Source organism: Streptomyces canarius, from assembly GCF_014650735.1.
Taxonomy (GTDB): domain Bacteria; phylum Actinomycetota; class Actinomycetes; order Streptomycetales; family Streptomycetaceae; genus Streptomyces; species Streptomyces olivaceoviridis.
Map to the genome: position 1 here is coordinate 1 of NZ_BMVN01000086.1, position 18,521 is coordinate 18,521.

Consider the following 18,521-nt stretch of genomic DNA (forward strand, 5'->3'; position numbering starts at 1 on the left):
TCACGAGCATCGCCTGCACCCTCATCTGCTACCGCAGACTCACCAAATGAGATGACCTGTAAGCACGCCGCCGACGGTCAGGAGACCGCCATGGCGTATCCGGCACGGCGGGAGCACGCCTGTACGCCGGCCAATCGCAAAATACGGGACTGAGCGTTTTCCAACCTCCGGCTGACGGGGGCAGGGGTCAAAGGCGGGGTCTGGAGCAGCGCGAGCAGTCGTGAGGTAGTACCGGTTGCGCCCCAAGCTCACCGCCGTTTAGGACAGAAGCTGACCTATCTCACGCCTATCGTCGCTGCCGGCAACCAACATCAGCGAAAGGACCGCGATGCCCGAGCAGACGAGCCCCGTGCCGGAGGGCTACACCACCGTTGCGCCCTGGGTCGTCACCGACGACACGGGGGCCTTCCTCGACTTCGTCACCCAGGCATTCGGGGGCGAGGAACTCGGGCGGGTGTCGACCGAGGATGGCTTGATCGGTCACGCTGAGATCCGAGTCGGCGACACCGTCGTGTTGGCCTTCGACCGACACACGGACTGGTCCGCCATGCCGAGCCTGCTGCGCGTGTTTGTCGCCGATGCGGACGAGGCGTTCTCACAGGCCGTCGCAGCTGGCGGCCATGTCGTCACTTCCCTGGCCGACGACGCCTTCGGACAGCGCGGAGGGCGTATCAAGGACCCCTTCGGCAACATCTGGTGGGTGGTCAGCTGCATTGAGGACGTCTCTGAGGGCGAGATGTGGAAGCGGCTGCAGGACCCCGTATACGCCGAGGCCATGCGCGTGGCTCAGGAGACACTCGACGCCGAGCTCAGCGGTCGACGCCACGGGCGCAGCAGTGCACCCGTCACGACAACCAGCTAGACCCACGATGTCGGCGTTCGCATGCGCCAGACCGGTAGCCAAGGAGGTCTTCATTCTGCTTCGGCAGCTTGCCGGTTGACCTGATACACGGGGGAAGCCCCTGGTAGATGGGTTTTCGACCAAGAAATCCGTCTCTACCAGAGGCTTCACGTGCTTGTTTACCCCTCCGGGCTGGACGTGTCCAGTTCCGCCCTCCGCTTCCTCTCAACCCGTCTGCGGGAACACCGCCGTGGTCTCGGCACCCGGTGGCGGCGCCTGAGTGCAGGTCGGCAGGCTTTGCTCGCCCTCGCCCATCTCCGCAACGGTCATCCGTATGTGCAGCTCGCGGCCGGGTTCGGCGTGGGCACCACCACTGCGTACCGCTACGTCACCGAGGCAGCTGAGGTTCGGGCCGCCCTTGCCCCGACGCTCGCCGAGGCGGTCCGGGCGGCGTCGATGAAGGCGTTCGTCCTGCTGGACGGGACGCTGCTGCCGATCGACCGAATCGCCGCCGACCGGCGCGCGGGCCGGGTGCGGCGAGCGCGAGGTAGGTGGCGTTGAAGGCGGCTTGCGTCTGCACCAGGCCGTCGGGGAAGTCGGTCACGTCCATACCAGTATTAGATCGCTTGTTCGGGCCTGCTTGTCGTGCCCCATCTCGATCCCGGCGGCGAGAAGAGCCGCGAACAGCGACGCCCTCGCTCCCCGGCCGGTACGCCCCCACCACCGACACCTTCCCCACCACGCACCAGATCGGAGTCCTCATGGAGCAGCAGTCGAAGGCCCTCGCCCGGATCACCAGCCTGGAGACGGCGGCCGAGCGGACCGCCGTCACCACCGGCGGCGAGGACCTGGCCGTGCCCGCCCCGGCCGCGGCCGCCGCGCTGGGTCTGCTCGCCGACGCCGTCCGGCGCGGCGGCGCCGACCACCCAGGACGGTGACGGCCACGGAGTCCGATCCCCGGCCGCACCCCGACGACGGCTACCCCAAGGACTACTACAGCAAGGTCCACTGGATGTACCGGGACGGCGACGACCGGGCCGACTCCACGTTCACCGACACCGACCATCCGATCTTCGCCAGGCAGTACGCCACCGATCCTGCTCAGGCCCAGAGGGCGGCTCTGGACAGGCTCGGCATCGACGAGACCTTGGTACACCCCGCTACTCCACCACGAACGACCTCCACCTCTCCGTGGCCGCCGCCCGTGTCTCGGACACCGGCACGGGCGCCCTCGAGGCGGCGCAGTTCGGCCTGGCCACCGCGCCGCCGAAGAGCGGGCGCACGCCCACCGGCTCCTCCCCCGCGACCCTCACGCCGGGCCGTCAGGGGCCGTCGGCGCCGGCCGGGCACCGCGATTGACCGGATCGGGTCCTCAGCCCGACATCACGGGTCCTCAGCCCGACGTCACGGCGCACTTGCCCCGGTCGGCGGTCTTCGGGCCGTCCGCCGTGGGGCGGATGTCGAAGTCGAAGATCCCCGTGGGGACGTAGAGGGTGCAGCAAGCGTTTGGGATGTCCACGATGCCGCTGATGCGTCCCTCCACGGGGGCGGAACCGAGGATCAGATAGGCCTGCTCGCCGGAGTAGCCGAACCGCTTGAAGTACTCGATGGCGTTGAGGCAGGCCCGGCGATAGGCCAGCGTCGCGTCCATGTAGTAGTTGGTGTCGGTGTCGTGGTCCACGGAGACGCCGACGAAGCTCATGAACTCCGAGTACCGGGGCTCGACGTTGCCCGGCATGAACACCGGGTTGGTGGAGATGCCGTACTTCTCCATGCCGCCCTTGATCAGGTCGACGTGGAGGTCGATGAAGCCGCCCATCTCGATGGCGCCGCAGAAGGTGATCTCCCCGTCGCCCTGGCTGAAGTGGAGGTCGCCGGCCGAGAGCTTGGCGTCCTTGGCATAGACGGGGAAGAAGACCCTGCCCCCGCGGGTGAAGTTCTTGATGTCCTGGTTGCCGCCGTTCTCGCGTCCGGGCACGGTACGGGCGCCTTCCGCGCAGATGCGCTGGGCGTCCTGTCCGGTGGCCTGGCCGGCGAGCGCGTGGTCGGCGGTCGGTGGCAGGCCGAGCGGGGGGACGCGGTCGGGGTCGGTGTCGATCAGTGCCTGCTCGCGGCGGTTCCACCGGGTGAGCATGTCCGCGGACGGAGCGGTGCCGATGAGCCCGGGGTGAGTGATGCCGGTGTAGCGGACACCGGGCAGATGACGGGACGTCACCTGCTGGCCGTGCATGTCCCAGATCGCCTTGTAGGCGTCCGGGTAGTAGTCCGTGAGGAAGCCGCCGGCGTTGTTCTTGGCGAAGATGCCGGTGTAGCCCCAGCCCTGTCCCGGGGCGTTGCCGACCTGCTGCGGGACGGGGCCGATGTCGAGGATGTCCACGACGAGGAGGTCGCCGGGTTCGGCTCCTTCGACGCCTATGGGCCCGCTCAGCATATGGGCGTGGGTGAGGTCCACATCCCGCACGTCGTTGGCGGAGTCGTTGTTGCCGATCTGGGCGTCGGTCCAGTCCCGGGTCTCCAGCCGGAACTCGGCGCCCGGCCGGACCATGGCGACGGCAGGCACGTCGGGATGCCACCTGTTGTGCCCGGGAACCCTCTGCTCGCGCATGGACTTGGACTGGTCGACGCTGAAGATGACTTCTGGCATGACAGCTACCTTTCGTGACGGCTCGCGGCTCGGCTGTGCTGACGGCTCGCGGCTCGGCTGTCGGACACGCGGCAGTGACACGGCCTCGGCCGAGTTCAGCCGCCGTACGCGTCTGCGGTGTTCTCGGCGTCCGGGGGCCGGCCCGCAGTGCCGCGCCGGCCGGTGAGCGGCCACAGGCCCCCGAAGACGAGCACGGCGAAGACCCCCAGCGCGATGGCGATCTCGGTGGTGTGCTTCCAGTAACCGGACAGCAGCAGGAACCCCGGGATGGCACCGGTGACCCAGCCCTGGATGGTGGTCACCCAGCCCGTATACGAGGTCAGGGCTTCCCGTTTGAGCCCGAGCAGCAGGAAGAACAGGAACCAGAGGAAGGCCCAGTAGAGCCAGATGACACCGAAGGAAGGGTCCCGGACGAGATGGAAGTTGGCGAAGGAGTAGCCGAGCGCGGCGATGGCGACGAAGAGGGAGAAGTAGCCGACGCCGTTGGTGTCGAGCCCGGCGAGCAGGCCGATCCCCACGTACAGGTAGGTGAATCCGAACAGGTAGAGGCCCGAGGCCGTCAGGATCTGACGGGTGTCGCCCTGAGCGGTCATGACCAGATACGTCGGAGTGACCACTTGTAAGACACCGACGAAGAGATTGAACACTCCCCCGGCCTTCGCTTCGACCTTGCCGAGGAGGATCAACCCGTTCAGATAGAGGACGGAGCCCACATACAGCAGTCCGACGTTGCCCATGCTGACGCACACCTCCTAGCGGGTGTGATGTGTGCCGGGCCGATCCCCCGGCGTTCGGGGCGACTCAGGGCCGCGGCAGGTGTGCGAGGGCAGGATGAGGAGGCTGCAACGCGCGTGCGGCCTGTGCCCCACCGCGGACGACCACCTCCGGCACCTCGCGGCTCCGCTCCTCCCGCTCACGCGACGCGGCGACGGAGGCCGGCGTGAAGGCCAGGCCGGGCGGCGCGTAGACGCGCTTCGCGTCGCCGCCGCAGGCCGGACAGTCGCGTGTGCCGGGGGCGCTTCCCATGGCCAGTCGTTCCTCGAACCGGCCGCAAGAGGCGCAGGAGTATTCGTACACCGCCATCAGCCACCTCCGGTCCCCCCACGCGCTCGGGCACCGAGAACTCCCCTACTTCGACGGAACGCCTCAACAGAGACTTCCGCAACCCGAGCCCCACGGACACCGGGCGAGGACCTGTTCTCCCGCGGCCGCGACCTGCGCCTTCGGTGCCGCAGCACCTTCAGTCACCCCGGCGGTGAGCCGGCCCTACGCCGCGGGTTCCCCGGCGATGCTGCACGCCCGGCACGGCGGCCGGCCGCAGATGCACTGCATGAGGGCGTCCAGCACCCCGTGGTCGTGGTAGAGGCAGGTGTCCCGGCAGGTGTGCCGGGGAACGAAGCCCGCCTGGATCTCGTCGGGCCACGGTTCCTCGCCCTCGCGGCTGCGCACGAAACGCTCGGGGTCGCAGGAGTGCAGTTCCTGCAGATTCGCCCGCGCCTCGTTCTCGAGGCCGCGTGCCTGGGAGAGCAACTCGATCACCTGAGCGCGCAGGGCGGAGTACCGCTCGTCGCCCGCCCGCACGAAGGCGGCCCGCATGGCCATCGCCGCATTGCTCAGGAAGCGACCCGCGTCCTGAAGGTCCGTGACGTGATGCAGTTGGATTCCGGTGACACCGCGGACGTATACGGCATCCATGCTCATTGGTTCCACCTTCCGTGGCCCGTGACCAGACCCGTCCCGAAGACTGGGCCATCGTGCCCGATACGCGGACATGTCCGATGTCCGGAGAATACGACATCGCCAGGTCAGCGCCTATGTAAGATTCCCCACCCCGGAGCCCATGAGGACCTGCGGAGGCCCCCGAAGGCGGCCTGGTCACGACCAAGCCGACTCCGCCCGGGACCACGCCCTTCGGGCTCCCGGAGACCATCGGCAGCCAGATGACCCCCGCCCTCAAACACCGGTGTCCGAGGCGTTCACCGGCGTCTTCGACGCCGCCTTCGAGCGCGTCATGGCGGCCGCCGACGACCCGTACGACTTCGGACGACGCACCACCGTCCCAACCGGATGAAGCAGAACCCCGGCCACAAAGCTGATCACCCCGCATCACCGGCCCGCCCCAGGCGGGGCCGCTCCCATCCAGGGGCTGTCCGGCGGATCTCCTGACCAAGGAATGACCGTGTGCACCGCGGTACATCCTGCCAACGTCTGCGACATGAAGCGCGCTGCTATGACGACGACGCCGGAGAGTGTCCCGGCACGCTGACAGATGATCTGATCCGAAGCCCCGGGGCAAGTGCCCCGGGGCTTCGTCGTAGGCCCGGTCACCTGCTCCGCAACCAGCAAGGAGACCGCGATGACCAGCGTGCACGACCACCGCAAGCTCGGCCGCGAACCGGGCCTGTGCGACACCGATCCACTGATCGGCGCCGGCCTGCCGTACTGGCTGCCCGACGGCGCGGCCGTGAGGCACACCCTGGAGGAATACATCCGTGCCGCCGAGCGGCGGGCGGGCTACCAGCACGTGCACTCACCGGTACTCGGCAAACGGGAACTGTACGAGATCTCGGGGCACCGGGCACACTACAGCGACGACATGTTCCCCCCGATGGACCTCGGCGGAGAGCAGGTCGTCCTGCGGCCGAACCTGTGCCCCCATCACGCGCTGATCTATCGCTCCCACTCCCACAGCTACCGCGAACTACCCCCGCGGATGGCCGAACTGGGCGGCATGTACCGCTCCGAACTCTCGGGCATGCTCGGCGGACTGACCCATGTGCGGGCCACCCAGCTCACCGACGCACACATCTTCTGCACCCTGGACCAGGTCGCAGAGGAGCCGCAAGCGGCGCTGGAGACGATCCGCCAGGCATACGAGGCACTCGGCACCACCCCCACTCAATACCGGCCTTTCCCTCCCGATGCCCGGTAGCAAGTACATTGCCGCACCGGAGAAGTGGCAGCGGTCCACCGCCCTGCTGACCGACGTCCTCGACCGCTCCGGCCTGCCCTACGAGGCGGCCGAGGGAGAGGCCGCGTTCTACGGCCCCAAGATCGATGTCCAGGTCACCGACGGCGCTAGCCGGGAGTCCACCCTGTCCACCGTCCAGGTCGACTTCCACCAGCCCGAGCAGTTCGACCTGCACTACATCAGCGCGGACGGCGCCAAACACCGCCCGGTCATGGTCCACCGCAGCATCATCGGCAGTGTGGAGCGAGCCGTTGCCCATCTCATCGAACAGCACGGCAGTGCTTTCCCCGCCTGGCTCGCCCCCACTCAGCTGGTCATTCTCCCAATCTCCGACCCCGAACTGCCGAACGCCGCAGCCCTCGCCCAACACTGCATCCCTCTCGGACTGCGTGCCCAGGTCGCGGGACCGGACCGCGGCAGCCTGGGCGCCCGAATCCGAGAGGCCCGCCTGGTTCCCTACCAAGCCGTCATCGGCGCCAAGGAGGCCGCTGAACATCACGTCGCACTGCGCTTGCGTGACGGACGCCGGCTCGACCCGCAGCCGGTCAGTGACGCACTCACCCACATCAGCGCTCTCATCGGGGCCCACAGCACCGACCTGTGGGCCGACCCGGCCTCATAGCAGGCGCCGCGATCACAGCGGGCCGACCGCCCTTGCTGCCGCGGCGGTGGCGGTCAACCCGCTCGTTCTTCGTGCGGCTCCACGGCTGCTTCTCCTCGATTCTGGCCGCCTGTCCTTAGTCCGGAAAAGGGCAGCCGGACTCACCGAACTCCTGGCCCGCGAACTGCGCGCCCGCGGCCACCAGGTCGACGTCGAACACCTCCACGTCCATCTCCCGCGCGTCCTGAAGGCGGACACCAGCAGCGGAGCGAGCGCATGACCACCAGCGGCCTGTACGACCTGGTGACCAGCGAGGGTGACGACGGCACCGTGCACCCTGACGAACAGCTCTGGACGCCCGGCGAGGACGCGGTGGAGAACGGCTTCATCGTCCATCACGGCCTCCATATCACCGGCATCGACGGCCCCACCGACGACCACCTCTATCCGGTCGGCTTCGTTGTCCTCGGACACCAGCGGTGGGCCGACATCATCGAGGCCGCCGCCGCGTACATGGCCCAGGTCCACGGCTGGCGGAACTTGCACCTGTACCCGGGCGACGACCCCTCGGTGCTCATCCCCCGCATCCCGCGCGCCGTCCTTACGCACGGGGTGTTTTTACGACACCCACACCCGGACCACGACTGCGGCTGTGAGTGGGATGAGACATGGCGGATGGTGTGGGCACCCAGCACCGCACCCGGCGCGGTCCCGATCACCGCCATGCGACACCCGGCCGCCCCGGTGACCACCGCTGCCAGCCCCAACCCTGACGAAGGCGCCCCCGCGATCTGGGCGGCCTGACAGGCATCACGGCAAAGGCCCGTACTTCCTGCGAATGGCGTACGGACGGTTCGTGGAGGAGCCGGCCTGCCGTTTGCCCGTGCCGTGCCTCCCGGCAGGGGCGGATGCGCGTTTCATCGGCCGGCCCGGGGGGTCACGGGGCGGGCGGGTAGCCGCGGACGCGGACGAGGTCGTGGGTGAGCCGGGTGAAGGCACGGGTGGCGGCGCTGGGGTAGGCGCCCTCGCGGTGCTGGAGGGTGACCGTGCGGGTGGGCATGGGCGGATCGAGGGGGACGGGGATCAGGTGGGGGTGGTCGTGGGTGATGGCGTCGGGCAGGACGGTGGCCAGGCCCGTGCGCTGGACGATCTCGGTGAGGGCCTGGACGGAGTTGGCCTCCACCGTGATGCGCGGGGTGGTCCGGTGCCGGGTGAAGTAGGCGTCGATGTGACCACGCGTGGCGAAGTCGCCGCTGAGCAGGGCAAGTTGCCGGTCGGCGAGCTCTCTCACGGGTAGTGGGGAAGTCGCGTCGGCGTCGGGCCGGCGGGCGCCGGTGACCAAGGTGAGCGTCTCGGTGAACAGTGCGGTGGCGGTGATGCCGGGCAGGTGGGGGCCGGCGAAGGCGATGCCGAGGTCGAGGTCGTCGGCGAGCAAGCCCGCCTCGATGCGGTCCTGGGTCGTCTCCACCAGGGTGAGGCCGATGCCGGGGTGGCGGCTGTGGAGCTCGGCGGTGAGCGGGCCGACCAGGTAGGCGGTGAAGGTGGGGGTGACCCCCAGCCGCAGGTGGCCGCGGGAAAGGTCCTGGACGTCGTGGACGGCGCGTTCGGCGGCGGCCAGGTCGCGCAGCGCGCGCCGGGCGTGTTCGGTGTAGACGGCGCCGGCGTCGGTGAGCCGCACCGTGCGGCCGGTGCGGTCCAGCAACTGCACGCCCAGGGTCCGTTCCAGTTGCTTGATCTGCTGGGAGAGCGTGGGCTGGGAGATGTGCAGCTCCTCGGCGGCGCGCGTGAAGTTGCCGTGTTCGGCCACGGCGAGCAGGTAGCGCAGGTGACGCAGTTCGAGAACAGCCATGGAACCGACTATAGACGTGGTCGATAGCTTCTATGCCCAATGACTCTTGGACTCTATAGCCACAGGTCATGCATGGTGGATTTCACCAGCCCACCGGGTCGGCCACCACTCGAAGGGAGTGACCATGCAGGACCTGACCGAAGGTGTCGCCCGTTTCCGGAGCGACGTCTTCCCGGCCAAGGCGGAGCTCTTCGCACACCTGGCCACGCACCACACACCGCACACGCTGTTCATCGGCTGCTCCGACGCCCGCGTCGTCCCCGAGCTGATCACCGGCGCCGAGCCGGGCGACCTGTTCGTCGTCCGTACCGCCGGCAATCTCGTGCCCGCCCACGCCCCCGGCGCCGACGGTGTCGCGGCGAGCATCGAGTACGCCGTCGCCGCACTGGGCGTCAAGGACATCGTCGTCTGCGGTCACTCCGCGTGCGGCGCGATGACCGCCCTCGCCGAGGGTCACGACCTCAGTGGCGCCCCGGCGGTCGCCGACTGGCTCCGGCTCGCCTCCGCCTCGGTCGCCCGCACCGCCGCGGACGGTGACGTTCCCGCCCTGGTGCGGCAGAACGTGCTCGCCCAGCTGACGAACCTGGCCACCCACCCCTCGGTCGCCAAGGCCCTGGCGGAGGGGACGGTCGCCCTGCACGGCTGGGTCTACGACATCCCCACCGGCCGCGTCGAGGACCTCACCGCGGCCGCGGCCTGACCCACATCCCCACTCCCCCCGCTTCTTCCTGCGAAGCGGCCCCCGAAAGGACGTATCGACCATGATGCACGCACAGTTCGAGCAGACCGCCCGTGAGGCCCTGGCCGCCAAGGCCGTGGAGGCGAAGACCGTCAAGGACCTGTCCTGGAAGCAGATCGCCGAGGCCGCGGGCCTGTCGGTGGCCTTCACCACCGCCGCCGTCCTCGGCCAGCACCGGCTGCCGGAGAAGTCCGCGAAGGCCGTGGCCGAGCTGCTGGACCTGGACGAGAACGCGGCGCTGCTGCTGCAGACCATCCCGGTACGCGGTTCGATGCCGAACCGGATCCCGACCGACCCGACCATGTACCGCTTCTACGAGATGCTCCAGGTCTACGGCACGACCCTCAAGGCCCTTATCCACGAGGAGTTCGGCGACGGCATCATCTCCGCGATCAACTTCAGGCTCGACGTGAAGAAGGTCGCCGACCCCGAGGGCGGCGAGCGCGCCGTCATCACCCTGGACGGCAAGTACCTGCCGACCAAGCCCTTCTGACCGGCACCGAAACAGCGTCGCACACGAGCGGCGACGGGGCGGGCCGGAGGAACAGCCTTCCGGCCCGCCCCGCCCCGCCCAGAACACCGCGAATCCGCCGGTCGGCGGCCTCGCAGCCCCTTCCGTCCTTGGAGGACCTTTCATGGACTTCGTCCAGCGCACCATCGACATCGCCCGTCAGAACGTCGCCGAGGGCGGCCGCCCGTTCGCGACCGTCATCGTCAAGGACGGCGAGATCCTCGCCGAGAGCCCCAACAAGGTCGCCCAGACCGGCGACCCCACCGCGCACGCGGAGATCCTCGCCATCCGCGACGCCTGCACCAAACTGGGCACCGAGCACCTGACCGGCACCACCGTCTACGTCCTCGCCCATCCCTGCCCGATGTGCCTGGGTTCGCTGTACTACTGCTCGCCGGACGAGGTCGTCTTCCTCACCACCCGCGACGCCTACGAGCCCCACTACGTCGACGACCGCAAGTACTTCGAACTGAACACGTTCTACGACGAGTTCGCCAAGCCCTGGCAGGAGCGCCGGCTGCCGATGCGCCACGAGGAGCGCGAGGACGCTGTCGAGGTCTACCGCCTCTGGCAGGAGCGCAACGGCGGCGAGCGCCGCGTCGCGAGCGCCCCCACCGCCGCATGATCCAGGTGGTCGAGAAGGCGGCCTGGGTCCACCTGGACGAAGGCCGCCTCCTGACCGCCCGCACCCACGGCCGCGACCGGTTCTACCTGCCCGGCGGCACACCCGAACCCGGCGAAACGCCCCGGCTCCGCACGCGAGACGTGTGTAGCGGCACACTGGACCTGGACAACGCGGTGTTCGAGGTACCGGTGACGGTGGAGGCCGCGGCCTGTGTGGTGACTTGCCGCCGCACCCGGTGGGCAACTGTGGCCAGGCTGTCCCTGCGCTATGCCCAGCTTGACCTGAGCAGTGCGGTCTTGGAGTTCCCACTGACGGTTACCGCCCGCCCCATACCCTTTCTTGTCCACCCAGGTGACTTCCCCGTACTCGAGGAAGTGCTGGACGACGACCTCGATCCTGGGGTGCAACTGATGGGCCTCGACGGAACGGATGCTGCGCTCGTAGTGCTGCTCGGCATCGATCTGAGTCTCTGCGAGTTCGCGGGAGCGGTGCATCTCGACCAGCTGAGGGTGGATGGCTGGTGCACCTTCGCCACCACCCCCTCGGGTGGGCTCCTTCGATGGTGGACCCGACGCAGCGTGTTGGTCGAAGAACACCACTGGCGCTCCGTAAATGCCCGGCATCCGGCTGGGGCCGGCTGGACGCCGGGTCTCGGGGCACTGCCACCAGCGACTTTGGCCGCGTTGTACCGGCAACTGCGCAAGTCACTGGAGGACGGGAAGAACGAACCGGACGCCGCGGACTTCTACTACGGCGAAATGGAAATGCACCGCCACGACACGCAACGACCGCGAGGTGAGGTCGGCTGCACCGCCGTCGTGGTCGGTTACGGGGCGGTCGGTCTGTGCGGCGTCATCGCCGCGAAGGAAGGGGCGCCGACCGGATCACCGCCATGAGTCGGTGCGAGTCCCGGCAGGAGCCGGCGGCCGAGTTCGGCGCGACCGACATCGTCGGCGAGGAGGGCGTCGCCCGGATCAAGGAGCTGACCGGCGGCATCGGCGTGGACTCGGCCCTGGAGCGCGTCGGCACAGCCGGGTCCACGCGGCAGGCCCCGCACTCGTCCCGCCCCGATGGCAACGTCGGCGTCCCGCACGAGGTGGCCGTCGACGGGCAGGAGCTGTTCTTCTCTCAGGTCGGCCTGCGCGGCGGCCCCGCACCCGTCCGCGGCTTCTTGCCCGACCTGATCGACCGCGTCCTGCCCGGCCGGATCCAACCGGGCAGGGTCTTCCACCTCACCTGCCCCTGGACCAGGTCGCCGAGGGCTACCGGGCGATGGACGAGCGCCGCGCGGTCAAAGCCCTCTTGGAGCTCCGACCGCGCGGCCGCGGGGGGGTTACTGTCCGACCGGGTTGAGGTAGGTGCCCGGGTGGGTGGCGCCGTCCTGCTTCAGGATCTGGCCGCCGAACGGCCACTTCAGGGTGAAGTGCTTCGTCTCGTTCGGCGGGGTGACCAGGAACTTCGCGGGGACGAACTTCTCCTTCTGCGGCGTGGACCTGGCAACGGGGAGCAGGTTGATGCTGAAGTCCGTCGTGTCCCCCCGCCCCAGGGTGACCTTCGTGGGCTTCTTGGAGGAGCGCACCAGGGACCAGGTGCCGTCGGTCCTCTGGGCGCCGACCATGTCGACACCGGCGAAGCCGGACAGGGTGCAGGTGCGGTTGCTCTTGTTGGTGAACCAGATGAACGCCTGCGTCTGCTTCCCGGTCCGCCCCATCTCCGGCTTCGCGTCGTCCCCGGTGGCGAAACCGGCCTTCAGGTCGGCGGTGTGGCAACGCGTCGGCGCGGCCTTGGTGGTGGCGGCCGAGGCCGGGACGGCGGCGACGGTGGTGCCGGCGGCGACGATCGCCGCAAGGGCCACGGTGGTCATTTTGGTCTTCATGACGTGTTCGGTTCCCCTCGAATACGACTCGGTGCGCGAGGTCAGTGCGCACCCCCGCACCTGGAGACGCTCGATGCCCGGCGGAGGTTCGGTGCGCCGGGCAACCTTTTCCGCCGCGTACGGTGGGGGCAAGAACTCGTAGACGCGCGGGCCACCGACCGCGGTACCGGTGCCGCCGGCCGACGGCACCGGGCGGCGAAACGAGAGCCGGTCGAGGGTGACGCCCGTGGAGCCCGTCACCGCTACCGCGTCCGCGCTCGCGTAGCCGACCCCCAGCGACTGGACACGTACGTCGTGCACCGCTTCGAGCGTCAGCGCCGGTGTGGACCCCTTCGGCGTGAAAACCGCTGGCGAGCCGCCGGGGACGAGGGCGGCCCAGGTGAACGTGATGGGGTCGTCCTTGGTGCCGGACCGAGTCAGGGTCACGGACTCGACGTAGGGAAGGCCGTCCGGCGACTCAAGACGAACCGTCTGCCCCGGTACCACCGCGTCCGCCGCTGCCTGCACCGTGCAAAAGGGCATGCTCGCCGAGCCCGTCGCCGTGTCGCTGCACACCCCGTCGTGGTTCACATACAGCGTCCCGGCCGGGCTCGGCTCAGCCGCCGCCTCACGGGTTCCCCAGCCGCTCACCACCCCGCCACGACGAGAACGGCCACGGACACACCAGATGCGGGGCGAGGTCTTCGCATATGAGCTCCAGGGGAAGGATCGGCGGTGCGGATGAGGGCACCACCGGGGCTTGATGCGCGGGTCGTCGACCCACCGCTCGTGAGGCGATGACGCGGTAGGAGCAAGCCGCCGGTCGCAGGCACGACCTGCCGGTCCCGGACGGTTCGGCTCAGGAGCTATGCGCGGCCCTCATGATCTCAGCCCCACCCTAAAGGAACGGCCACGATCCGACGACCTTGCCTTGCTCAAGTCATCAGATGGCACGACGAGTTGCACGCCAAGCCCGACCTCCCCGTCGGTCCGAAGGGTCGGCTCATGACCAGCGCAGCTTGATGTCGCCCTCGGCGCCGTCGACGTCCAGGCCCTCGACGTGCTTGTGGGCCGGGCGCGGGTGTCCCTCACGGGCGTGGAACTGCCGGGCCGCGCAGGTTGAGCGCCCGCATCTGATCCACGGTGACCTTCACGGGCCGGGCCTCCGGAGCGGCCGGCTCCACGCCGAGAGCGCCGCCCGGTAGCCACTGCTGGGCAGGCGACAGCTTGTCCCACCCGTGCCGCTGCGCGACGACCCACGCCCCGACACCCTCGATAGGTCTTGCCGACCATGACGCGGTAGTGCTGCGTGCCGGAGTCGGGCAACTCGGCAGCCCGCAGACCCAGCAGGCGCAAGGGGCGCGGACGTGCGTGGAACAGGCTGCGCCGCGCATCTGGTCCGTAGTCACTCGAAGGACGCGATGGAATCCCGGCCGAGAATGACGGTGACGAGAACCGCTGGTGCCGAGGCGGGAGCGCAGGTTCCGGTGTCCGTGCCGGTTATCCGTGCCGGAAGCCGTTGCCGGACCGGCAGGCGTCGCGCGTCGAGATCCCGCATTGCCGCCGCGCGTAGTGTGCGAGCGGCAGCGGCAGGTGAGCGAGGCACCCTGGCCGCCCGTTGTGACAGCACGGCCCGGTCATCCGTTGCCCACATTGCCCAATACGACCGAATGGGGGCCGACCGCCGCAGGCGCCCCTTGGGTGCCTGTCCGCGTTGATCCAACGCTGTGTATCGGGGTAGATGCTGGAGATGTGCGGCGACCCGCGTTGTTGACGGATGCGTGGGTGCGGTGACGTTGTCGTGGCAGCAACCGGAAGGGGCAGGCCGTATGGCCCGTACGCGTGCGGATGCAAGGACCAGGCATCCTCGACATGAGCGCAGGGGCGAGGCACGGCTGCCGGCAGTGGTGGCAACGCTTGCCGCGATCTCCCTGTACCTGTTCCTGCCGCAGCGGTTGCTGATCGCTCCTCGCTATGTGCTCCCCGCCCTGGAATGTCTGCTGCTCATTCCGCTCATCGCGATCAACCCCAAACGTCTGACCCGGCAGACGAAGGCCTTCCGGGTGCTCTCGCTGACGCTTGTAGCCATCATCGCCATCAGCAATCTCGTAGCGCTGACCATCCTGATCCATGAGCTGGTGTACGCCGGAGTGAAGGATGGCCGTTCCCTGTTGGTGGCTGCGCTGCAGGTCTGGCTCACCAACATCATCGTCTTCGGTCTGGCCTACTGGGAGCTGGACCGGGGCGGCCCGGTCAGCCGCACCCAGGTGCCCCGCTCCGCTCTGCCCCTGGCGGACTTCCGCTTCTCACAGGACGAGAACGACGACGCCGTCCAAGAAGTCGCCGACGGCGCCAGCGGCGCCTCGGACTGGGTTCCCACCTTGGCGGACTACCTGTACGTGTCGGTCACCAACTCCACGGCCTTCAGTCCGACCGACACCATGCCGCTGTCGACCCGCGCCAAAGCCATGATGAGCGTGCAGAGCGTCTCCGCCCTCTTGACTTCCCTCTTGGTGATCGCACGAGCCGTGAGCATCCTGCACTGACCAGCGTTCACGGCGAGGCGAGCGCGGCGACCACTGAAAAACGCCCGAGCCGTTCCTGGACGACACAGCCGCCTCGTCGCCGAGCGAGGCGACGTTCCTGCCCCAGTGCGCGGTGATGCTGACCGCATACACCACGACCTGGCCCGGCGCGATGCGCCTGTCCGCATCGCAGAGGGCCCCAGCCTGGGGCGCTCTCACGCCGCCCCTCCAGATCAAGAAGTCGGTCGCCGGGGCCGACCCCGTCGTGAAGTGGGCGAACTACGCCGGCCTCGAGCACGGCAACACCATGGGGCAACGGGTCCTACAAGACCGGGACGCTCACCTACCAGGCCGGCTCGGGCAGTACCTGGCCGACCGACTCGTCCAGCTGGGCCGGAACAACGACGGCAAGGGCCACCGCAACACCTACTTCAACGCGTCCCCGACGGTGTGACCCGCCACGAGCCGGCCGAGCGACGGACAGGCCGGAGGCGCGCTCACGGGGGCTGCTCCGACCGGCCGGAACCGTCTGCGCGATCGCCGTGCCGGGCCCTGGCGTACCCCGCCCTGGGCATTGGCCGACCACTCATGGCTGCTCGCCGTCGCGTCCGTGGTCGTTCTGATCGGCCTCCCTACGATTTTCTCGACCCCCGGGGACAAGGCCAACGTGATCATCCCGGTGCCGGGCTGGGCCACGATCCTGCTGGTGCTGCTCCAGTTGGTCGCGGCCGTGGTCTCCTCGTGGGTGGCGTGGCCGCCTGGACCCGCGGTCTGTGTGACCCTTCTGGCCGCCGTCACCCTGGTCACCGAGCGTCGGCGCTGGCGGTGGCTGCTGTCCGCCGATCGACTCGCCCACTGATCCAACCTCAAGAGGTCTCACGTCGGCCGCCTCCGGGGCCGAGTGGCCACTGCGTCCAAAGGTGCCCAAGAGGCGGGCGCTGCCTGATCCACGGACTCGTCACATGAATGACACGAGTGCGCAGATGAAGATCACCGACAGCATGATCGCCTACGCAGTGTCGGCTGACGCGAGCAACACCTGCGACGCCGTCGACGAGGTCGTCGTAGCCGCGGACAGATGGAGAACGGCCACCGATCTCATGCGGGCCTGCCGCACGCCTCCTGATCGGACTTCACCAGGGTCGTTCGCCCCGTGCTCCGAGGTCGTCGAGCGCCGCCGCTCCTGCACCCTGCATGGCGTCGTCCGGTACGCCGTCGACCCGGACGACGCCCGACGCCTGTGGACCCTGTCGCAGGAACTGCTCGCACCCGCCCGCTGAGAGGACCCACCGCCCGCTGAGAGAACCCACCGGCCGACACCGCGGGCGCCCTTACGTGGTGCTCGCCCGGATCTGAAACCGTCAGCGGAGTTCCGGTACTCGACCTCTACCACTGCGGCTGTGTGCGGAGTCCGTCACCGCTGCGGTTGTGTGCGGAGCCCGTCGAGGATGAGCGCGAGCATGCGGGGTGACCGGTCCTCGGGACCGGACGCGGCGCGCCACAGTGCGCCGGTGAGCTGAAGGAAGTCGCCGGGGTCGGCGTCCGTGCGGATGCTTCCGTCCGTCTTGCCGGCGTCGAGGAGCTCGGTGATCGCGGCGATGACCGGCTCGTAGCTCTGCTCGCTGATCGCCTGGTGCGCGCCGGGGCTGAGCGCGTCACCGAGGCCGTGCTTGCGGCGCATCGCTTCGACGAGGTCGGTCGTCCAGTGGCGGAGCGCTTCGAGGGGTGGCAACTCGGCGAGCAGCCCCGGCACGCTGCCGACGATGCGGGTGACCTCGTCCTGGTAGACGGCGAGGGCGAGTGCTTCGCGGGCGGGGAAGTTGCGGTACAGGGTGCCCGGGCCGACACCGGCGCGCTGGGCGATCTGGTTCATCGATGCGCTGCCGTCCTCCGCGAGCGCTTCGCGGGCGGCCTGGAGGATGCGCGCCCTGTTCTCGCGAGCGTCTGAACGGACCCTGAGCATCATGCGGTACATCAAGCTGGGCACCACCGGCCTGGACGTGTCGCCGATCGCGATCGGCGCGATGACCTGCGGCGAGCCCGACCGGGGCCACCCCGTGTGGTCGAAGGGCGAGGAGGAGGCGCGCCCGCTCATCAAGCACGCGCTGGAGGCGGGGATCAACTTCTTCGACACCGCGAACATGTACTCGAACGGGTCCAGCGAGGAGATCCTGGGCCGCGCGCTCAAGGACTTCGCCGACCGCGACGCCGTGGTGATCGCCACGAAGCTGCGCCATCTGATGCGGTTGGGACCGAACGGACGGGGGCTGTCGCGTAAGGCGATCATGACCGAGGTCGACCATTCGCTGCGCCGCCTCGGTACCGACTACATCGACCTCTACCAGATTCACCGCAACGACCACGCGACCCCGTGGGAGGAGACGCTGGAGGCACTCAGCGACCTCGTGAAGTGCGGCAAGGTCCGCTACCTCGGCGCCTCCTCCATGCACGCCTGGGAGTTCGCGAAGGCGCTGCACCTGCAGAAGCAGCACGGCTGGGTGCGATTCGTGTCGATGCAGAACCACTACAACCTGCTCGCCCGTGAGGAGGAGCGGGAGATGATCCCGCTGTGCCTGGACGAGGGTGTCGGCACCATCATCTGGTCCCCGTTGGCCCGTGGCCGCCTCGCCCGCGCGTGGGACGACGCCCGCTCGACGGCGCGCTCCGAGACGGACGGCGCCTACGCGGACCTGCTCTACTCGCCCGAGCAGAAGGCGTCCAACCGCGCGATCATCGACGCGGTCGGCCAGGTGGCGGACGCTCACGGCGTCAGCCGTGCACAGGTCGCGCTCGCCTGGCTGCGACGCCGGCCGGTCGTCACCGCGCCGCTGGTCGGCGCCGGCTCGATCCGGCAGATCGACGAGGCCGTGGCCTCCCTCGACCTTGAGCTCACCGACGACGAGGTGCGCGCCCTGGAGTCGCCGTACACGCCGCGGTACGACTGGCAGGGCGTCTCGGACGAGGCCGAGATGAAGGCCATCCGCCGACGCGTCCCCGGCATGGCCCTTCCATGAACCCCATCGTCCGCTCCGGCGTGGCTGCTCGCGCCGGAGCCCTCCTCGTCCTGCTCGGCCCGCTCGTGTCCTGGCTCGCCGAGTTCATCACCGCCGCGGCCTAGCGGGACCCGCCGTACTCGCCCGTCCACGACTGGGTCAGTCACCTCGGCCTGACCGGCCCGCCACAGACCGCCTTCGGACAAGTCGCCAACTCCCCCCTCGGTGCCGTCATGGACACCGGCTGGGTGATCTACGGCATCCTCTTGATCGTGGGCACGTTCCTCGTGTTCGACCCGCGCAAGGGAAGAAGAAGCCGCGTCCTCGCCGCTCGTTCACGCCGGAGTTCAAGGCCGAGATCGTCGAG

General features: G+C 69.1%; 19 protein-coding genes and 3 pseudogenes. 15 read left to right on the forward strand and 7 right to left on the reverse strand.

What is annotated here, in order from left to right; all coding sequences use genetic code 11:
- Positions 1 to 328: 328 nt before the first annotated feature.
- The 4 genes and pseudogenes from IE294_RS43710 (at position 329) to IE294_RS48615 (ending at position 2,200) form a co-directional block, all read left to right on the forward strand.
- Positions 329 to 862 (forward strand): VOC family protein, encoded by a 534-nt coding sequence (locus tag IE294_RS43710; RefSeq protein ID WP_189894913.1) that lies wholly within the window; start codon positions 329 to 331, stop codon positions 860 to 862.
- 150 nt (positions 863 to 1,012) lie between these two features.
- A pseudogene (locus IE294_RS43715) lies at positions 1,013 to 1,360 on the forward strand (helix-turn-helix domain-containing protein); the annotation flags it as partial.
- Between the two features lie 242 nt (positions 1,361 to 1,602).
- Entirely contained in the window at positions 1,603 to 1,779 is a 177-nt protein-coding gene (locus tag IE294_RS43720; protein ID WP_189894914.1) for a hypothetical protein, read from the forward strand.
- A 253-nt stretch (positions 1,780 to 2,032) separates the two neighbouring features.
- Complete coding sequence (locus IE294_RS48615; protein ID WP_229918052.1) at positions 2,033 to 2,200, forward strand: hypothetical protein; 168 nt, start codon at positions 2,033 to 2,035, stop codon at positions 2,198 to 2,200.
- A gap of 34 nt (positions 2,201 to 2,234) precedes the next feature.
- Here IE294_RS48615 and fmdA read toward each other — a convergent pair whose 3' ends face one another.
- The 4 genes from fmdA to IE294_RS43740 all read right to left on the reverse strand — a co-directional run bounded on the left by fmdA (position 2,235) and on the right by IE294_RS43740 (position 5,180).
- Positions 2,235 to 3,485, reverse strand: coding sequence for a formamidase (gene fmdA, locus IE294_RS43725; protein WP_189894915.1), 1,251 nt, complete (start codon positions 3,483 to 3,485; stop codon positions 2,235 to 2,237).
- A gap of 95 nt (positions 3,486 to 3,580) precedes the next feature.
- Positions 3,581 to 4,222, reverse strand: coding sequence for an AmiS/UreI family transporter (locus IE294_RS43730; protein WP_189894916.1), 642 nt, complete (start codon positions 4,220 to 4,222; stop codon positions 3,581 to 3,583).
- Between the two features lie 64 nt (positions 4,223 to 4,286).
- A complete protein-coding gene (locus IE294_RS43735; RefSeq protein ID WP_189894917.1) occupies positions 4,287 to 4,568 on the reverse strand; it encodes an FmdB family zinc ribbon protein in 282 nt (93 codons plus the stop codon).
- Between the two features lie 183 nt (positions 4,569 to 4,751).
- Positions 4,752 to 5,180, reverse strand: a complete 429-nt coding sequence (locus IE294_RS43740) for a hypothetical protein (RefSeq protein WP_189894918.1) — start codon at positions 5,178 to 5,180, stop codon at positions 4,752 to 4,754.
- Between the two features lie 670 nt (positions 5,181 to 5,850).
- Here IE294_RS43740 and thrS point away from each other — a divergent pair.
- Together thrS and IE294_RS43750 are read left to right on the forward strand one after the other, a co-directional pair.
- Positions 5,851 to 7,078 (forward strand): annotated as a pseudogene (gene thrS / locus IE294_RS43745) (threonine--tRNA ligase).
- Between the two features lie 255 nt (positions 7,079 to 7,333).
- Positions 7,334 to 7,861: a hypothetical protein gene (locus tag IE294_RS43750; protein ID WP_189894919.1), complete on the forward strand. Its 528-nt coding sequence runs from the start codon at positions 7,334 to 7,336 to the stop codon at positions 7,859 to 7,861.
- Positions 7,862 to 7,994: 133 nt separating this feature from the next.
- Here IE294_RS43750 and cynR read toward each other — a convergent pair whose 3' ends face one another.
- Positions 7,995 to 8,906 carry a transcriptional regulator CynR gene (gene cynR, locus IE294_RS43755; RefSeq protein ID WP_189894920.1) on the reverse strand — a complete coding sequence of 304 codons (912 nt, stop codon included), beginning with the start codon at positions 8,904 to 8,906 and terminating at the stop codon, positions 7,995 to 7,997.
- A 124-nt stretch (positions 8,907 to 9,030) separates the two neighbouring features.
- On the opposite strand from cynR, the gene IE294_RS43760 reads away from it, so the two are divergent.
- From IE294_RS43760 to IE294_RS43780, 4 genes and pseudogenes are all read left to right on the forward strand, one after another.
- On the forward strand, positions 9,031 to 9,606 hold the full coding sequence (locus IE294_RS43760) for a carbonic anhydrase (protein WP_189894921.1): 576 nt from the start codon (positions 9,031 to 9,033) through the stop codon (positions 9,604 to 9,606).
- Between the two features lie 61 nt (positions 9,607 to 9,667).
- Entirely contained in the window at positions 9,668 to 10,138 is a 471-nt protein-coding gene (gene cynS / locus IE294_RS43765; RefSeq protein ID WP_189894922.1) for a cyanase, read from the forward strand.
- A gap of 142 nt (positions 10,139 to 10,280) precedes the next feature.
- Positions 10,281 to 10,781: a nucleoside deaminase gene (locus tag IE294_RS43770; RefSeq protein ID WP_189894923.1), complete on the forward strand. Its 501-nt coding sequence runs from the start codon at positions 10,281 to 10,283 to the stop codon at positions 10,779 to 10,781.
- An 803-nt stretch (positions 10,782 to 11,584) separates the two neighbouring features.
- A pseudogene (locus IE294_RS43780) lies at positions 11,585 to 12,134 on the forward strand (zinc-binding dehydrogenase); the annotation flags it as partial.
- Here IE294_RS43780 and IE294_RS49505 read toward each other — a convergent pair.
- Positions 12,115 to 12,657, reverse strand: coding sequence for a DUF4232 domain-containing protein (locus tag IE294_RS49505; protein WP_189894927.1), 543 nt, complete (start codon positions 12,655 to 12,657; stop codon positions 12,115 to 12,117). The pseudogene IE294_RS43780 and the gene IE294_RS49505 sit on opposite strands and share 20 nt — an antisense overlap.
- A 1,808-nt stretch (positions 12,658 to 14,465) precedes the next feature.
- On the opposite strand from IE294_RS49505, the gene IE294_RS43790 reads away from it, so the two are divergent.
- The 4 genes from IE294_RS43790 to IE294_RS48625 all read left to right on the forward strand — a co-directional run bounded on the left by IE294_RS43790 (position 14,466) and on the right by IE294_RS48625 (position 16,441).
- Positions 14,466 to 15,182, forward strand: a complete 717-nt coding sequence (locus tag IE294_RS43790) for a hypothetical protein (RefSeq protein WP_189894924.1) — start codon at positions 14,466 to 14,468, stop codon at positions 15,180 to 15,182.
- 115 nt (positions 15,183 to 15,297) lie between these two features.
- On the forward strand, positions 15,298 to 15,615 hold the full coding sequence (locus IE294_RS43795; protein ID WP_189894925.1) for a hypothetical protein: 318 nt from the start codon (positions 15,298 to 15,300) through the stop codon (positions 15,613 to 15,615).
- A 120-nt stretch (positions 15,616 to 15,735) separates the two neighbouring features.
- On the forward strand, positions 15,736 to 16,020 hold the full coding sequence (locus tag IE294_RS43800) for a hypothetical protein (RefSeq protein WP_229918055.1): 285 nt from the start codon (positions 15,736 to 15,738) through the stop codon (positions 16,018 to 16,020).
- A 103-nt stretch (positions 16,021 to 16,123) separates the two neighbouring features.
- Positions 16,124 to 16,441, forward strand: coding sequence for a hypothetical protein (locus tag IE294_RS48625; protein WP_229918056.1), 318 nt, complete (start codon positions 16,124 to 16,126; stop codon positions 16,439 to 16,441).
- Positions 16,442 to 16,575: 134 nt separating this feature from the next.
- Here the strand turns inward: IE294_RS48625 and IE294_RS43810 are convergent, their stop codons facing one another.
- Positions 16,576 to 17,127: a TetR/AcrR family transcriptional regulator gene (locus tag IE294_RS43810; RefSeq protein WP_229918058.1), complete on the reverse strand. Its 552-nt coding sequence runs from the start codon at positions 17,125 to 17,127 to the stop codon at positions 16,576 to 16,578.
- Here IE294_RS43810 and IE294_RS43815 point away from each other — a divergent pair.
- Positions 17,126 to 18,175, forward strand: a complete 1,050-nt coding sequence (locus IE294_RS43815; RefSeq protein WP_189894926.1) for an aldo/keto reductase — start codon at positions 17,126 to 17,128, stop codon at positions 18,173 to 18,175. The two genes, IE294_RS43810 and IE294_RS43815, sit on opposite strands and share 2 nt — an antisense overlap.
- Positions 18,176 to 18,521: the final 346 nt, after the last annotated feature.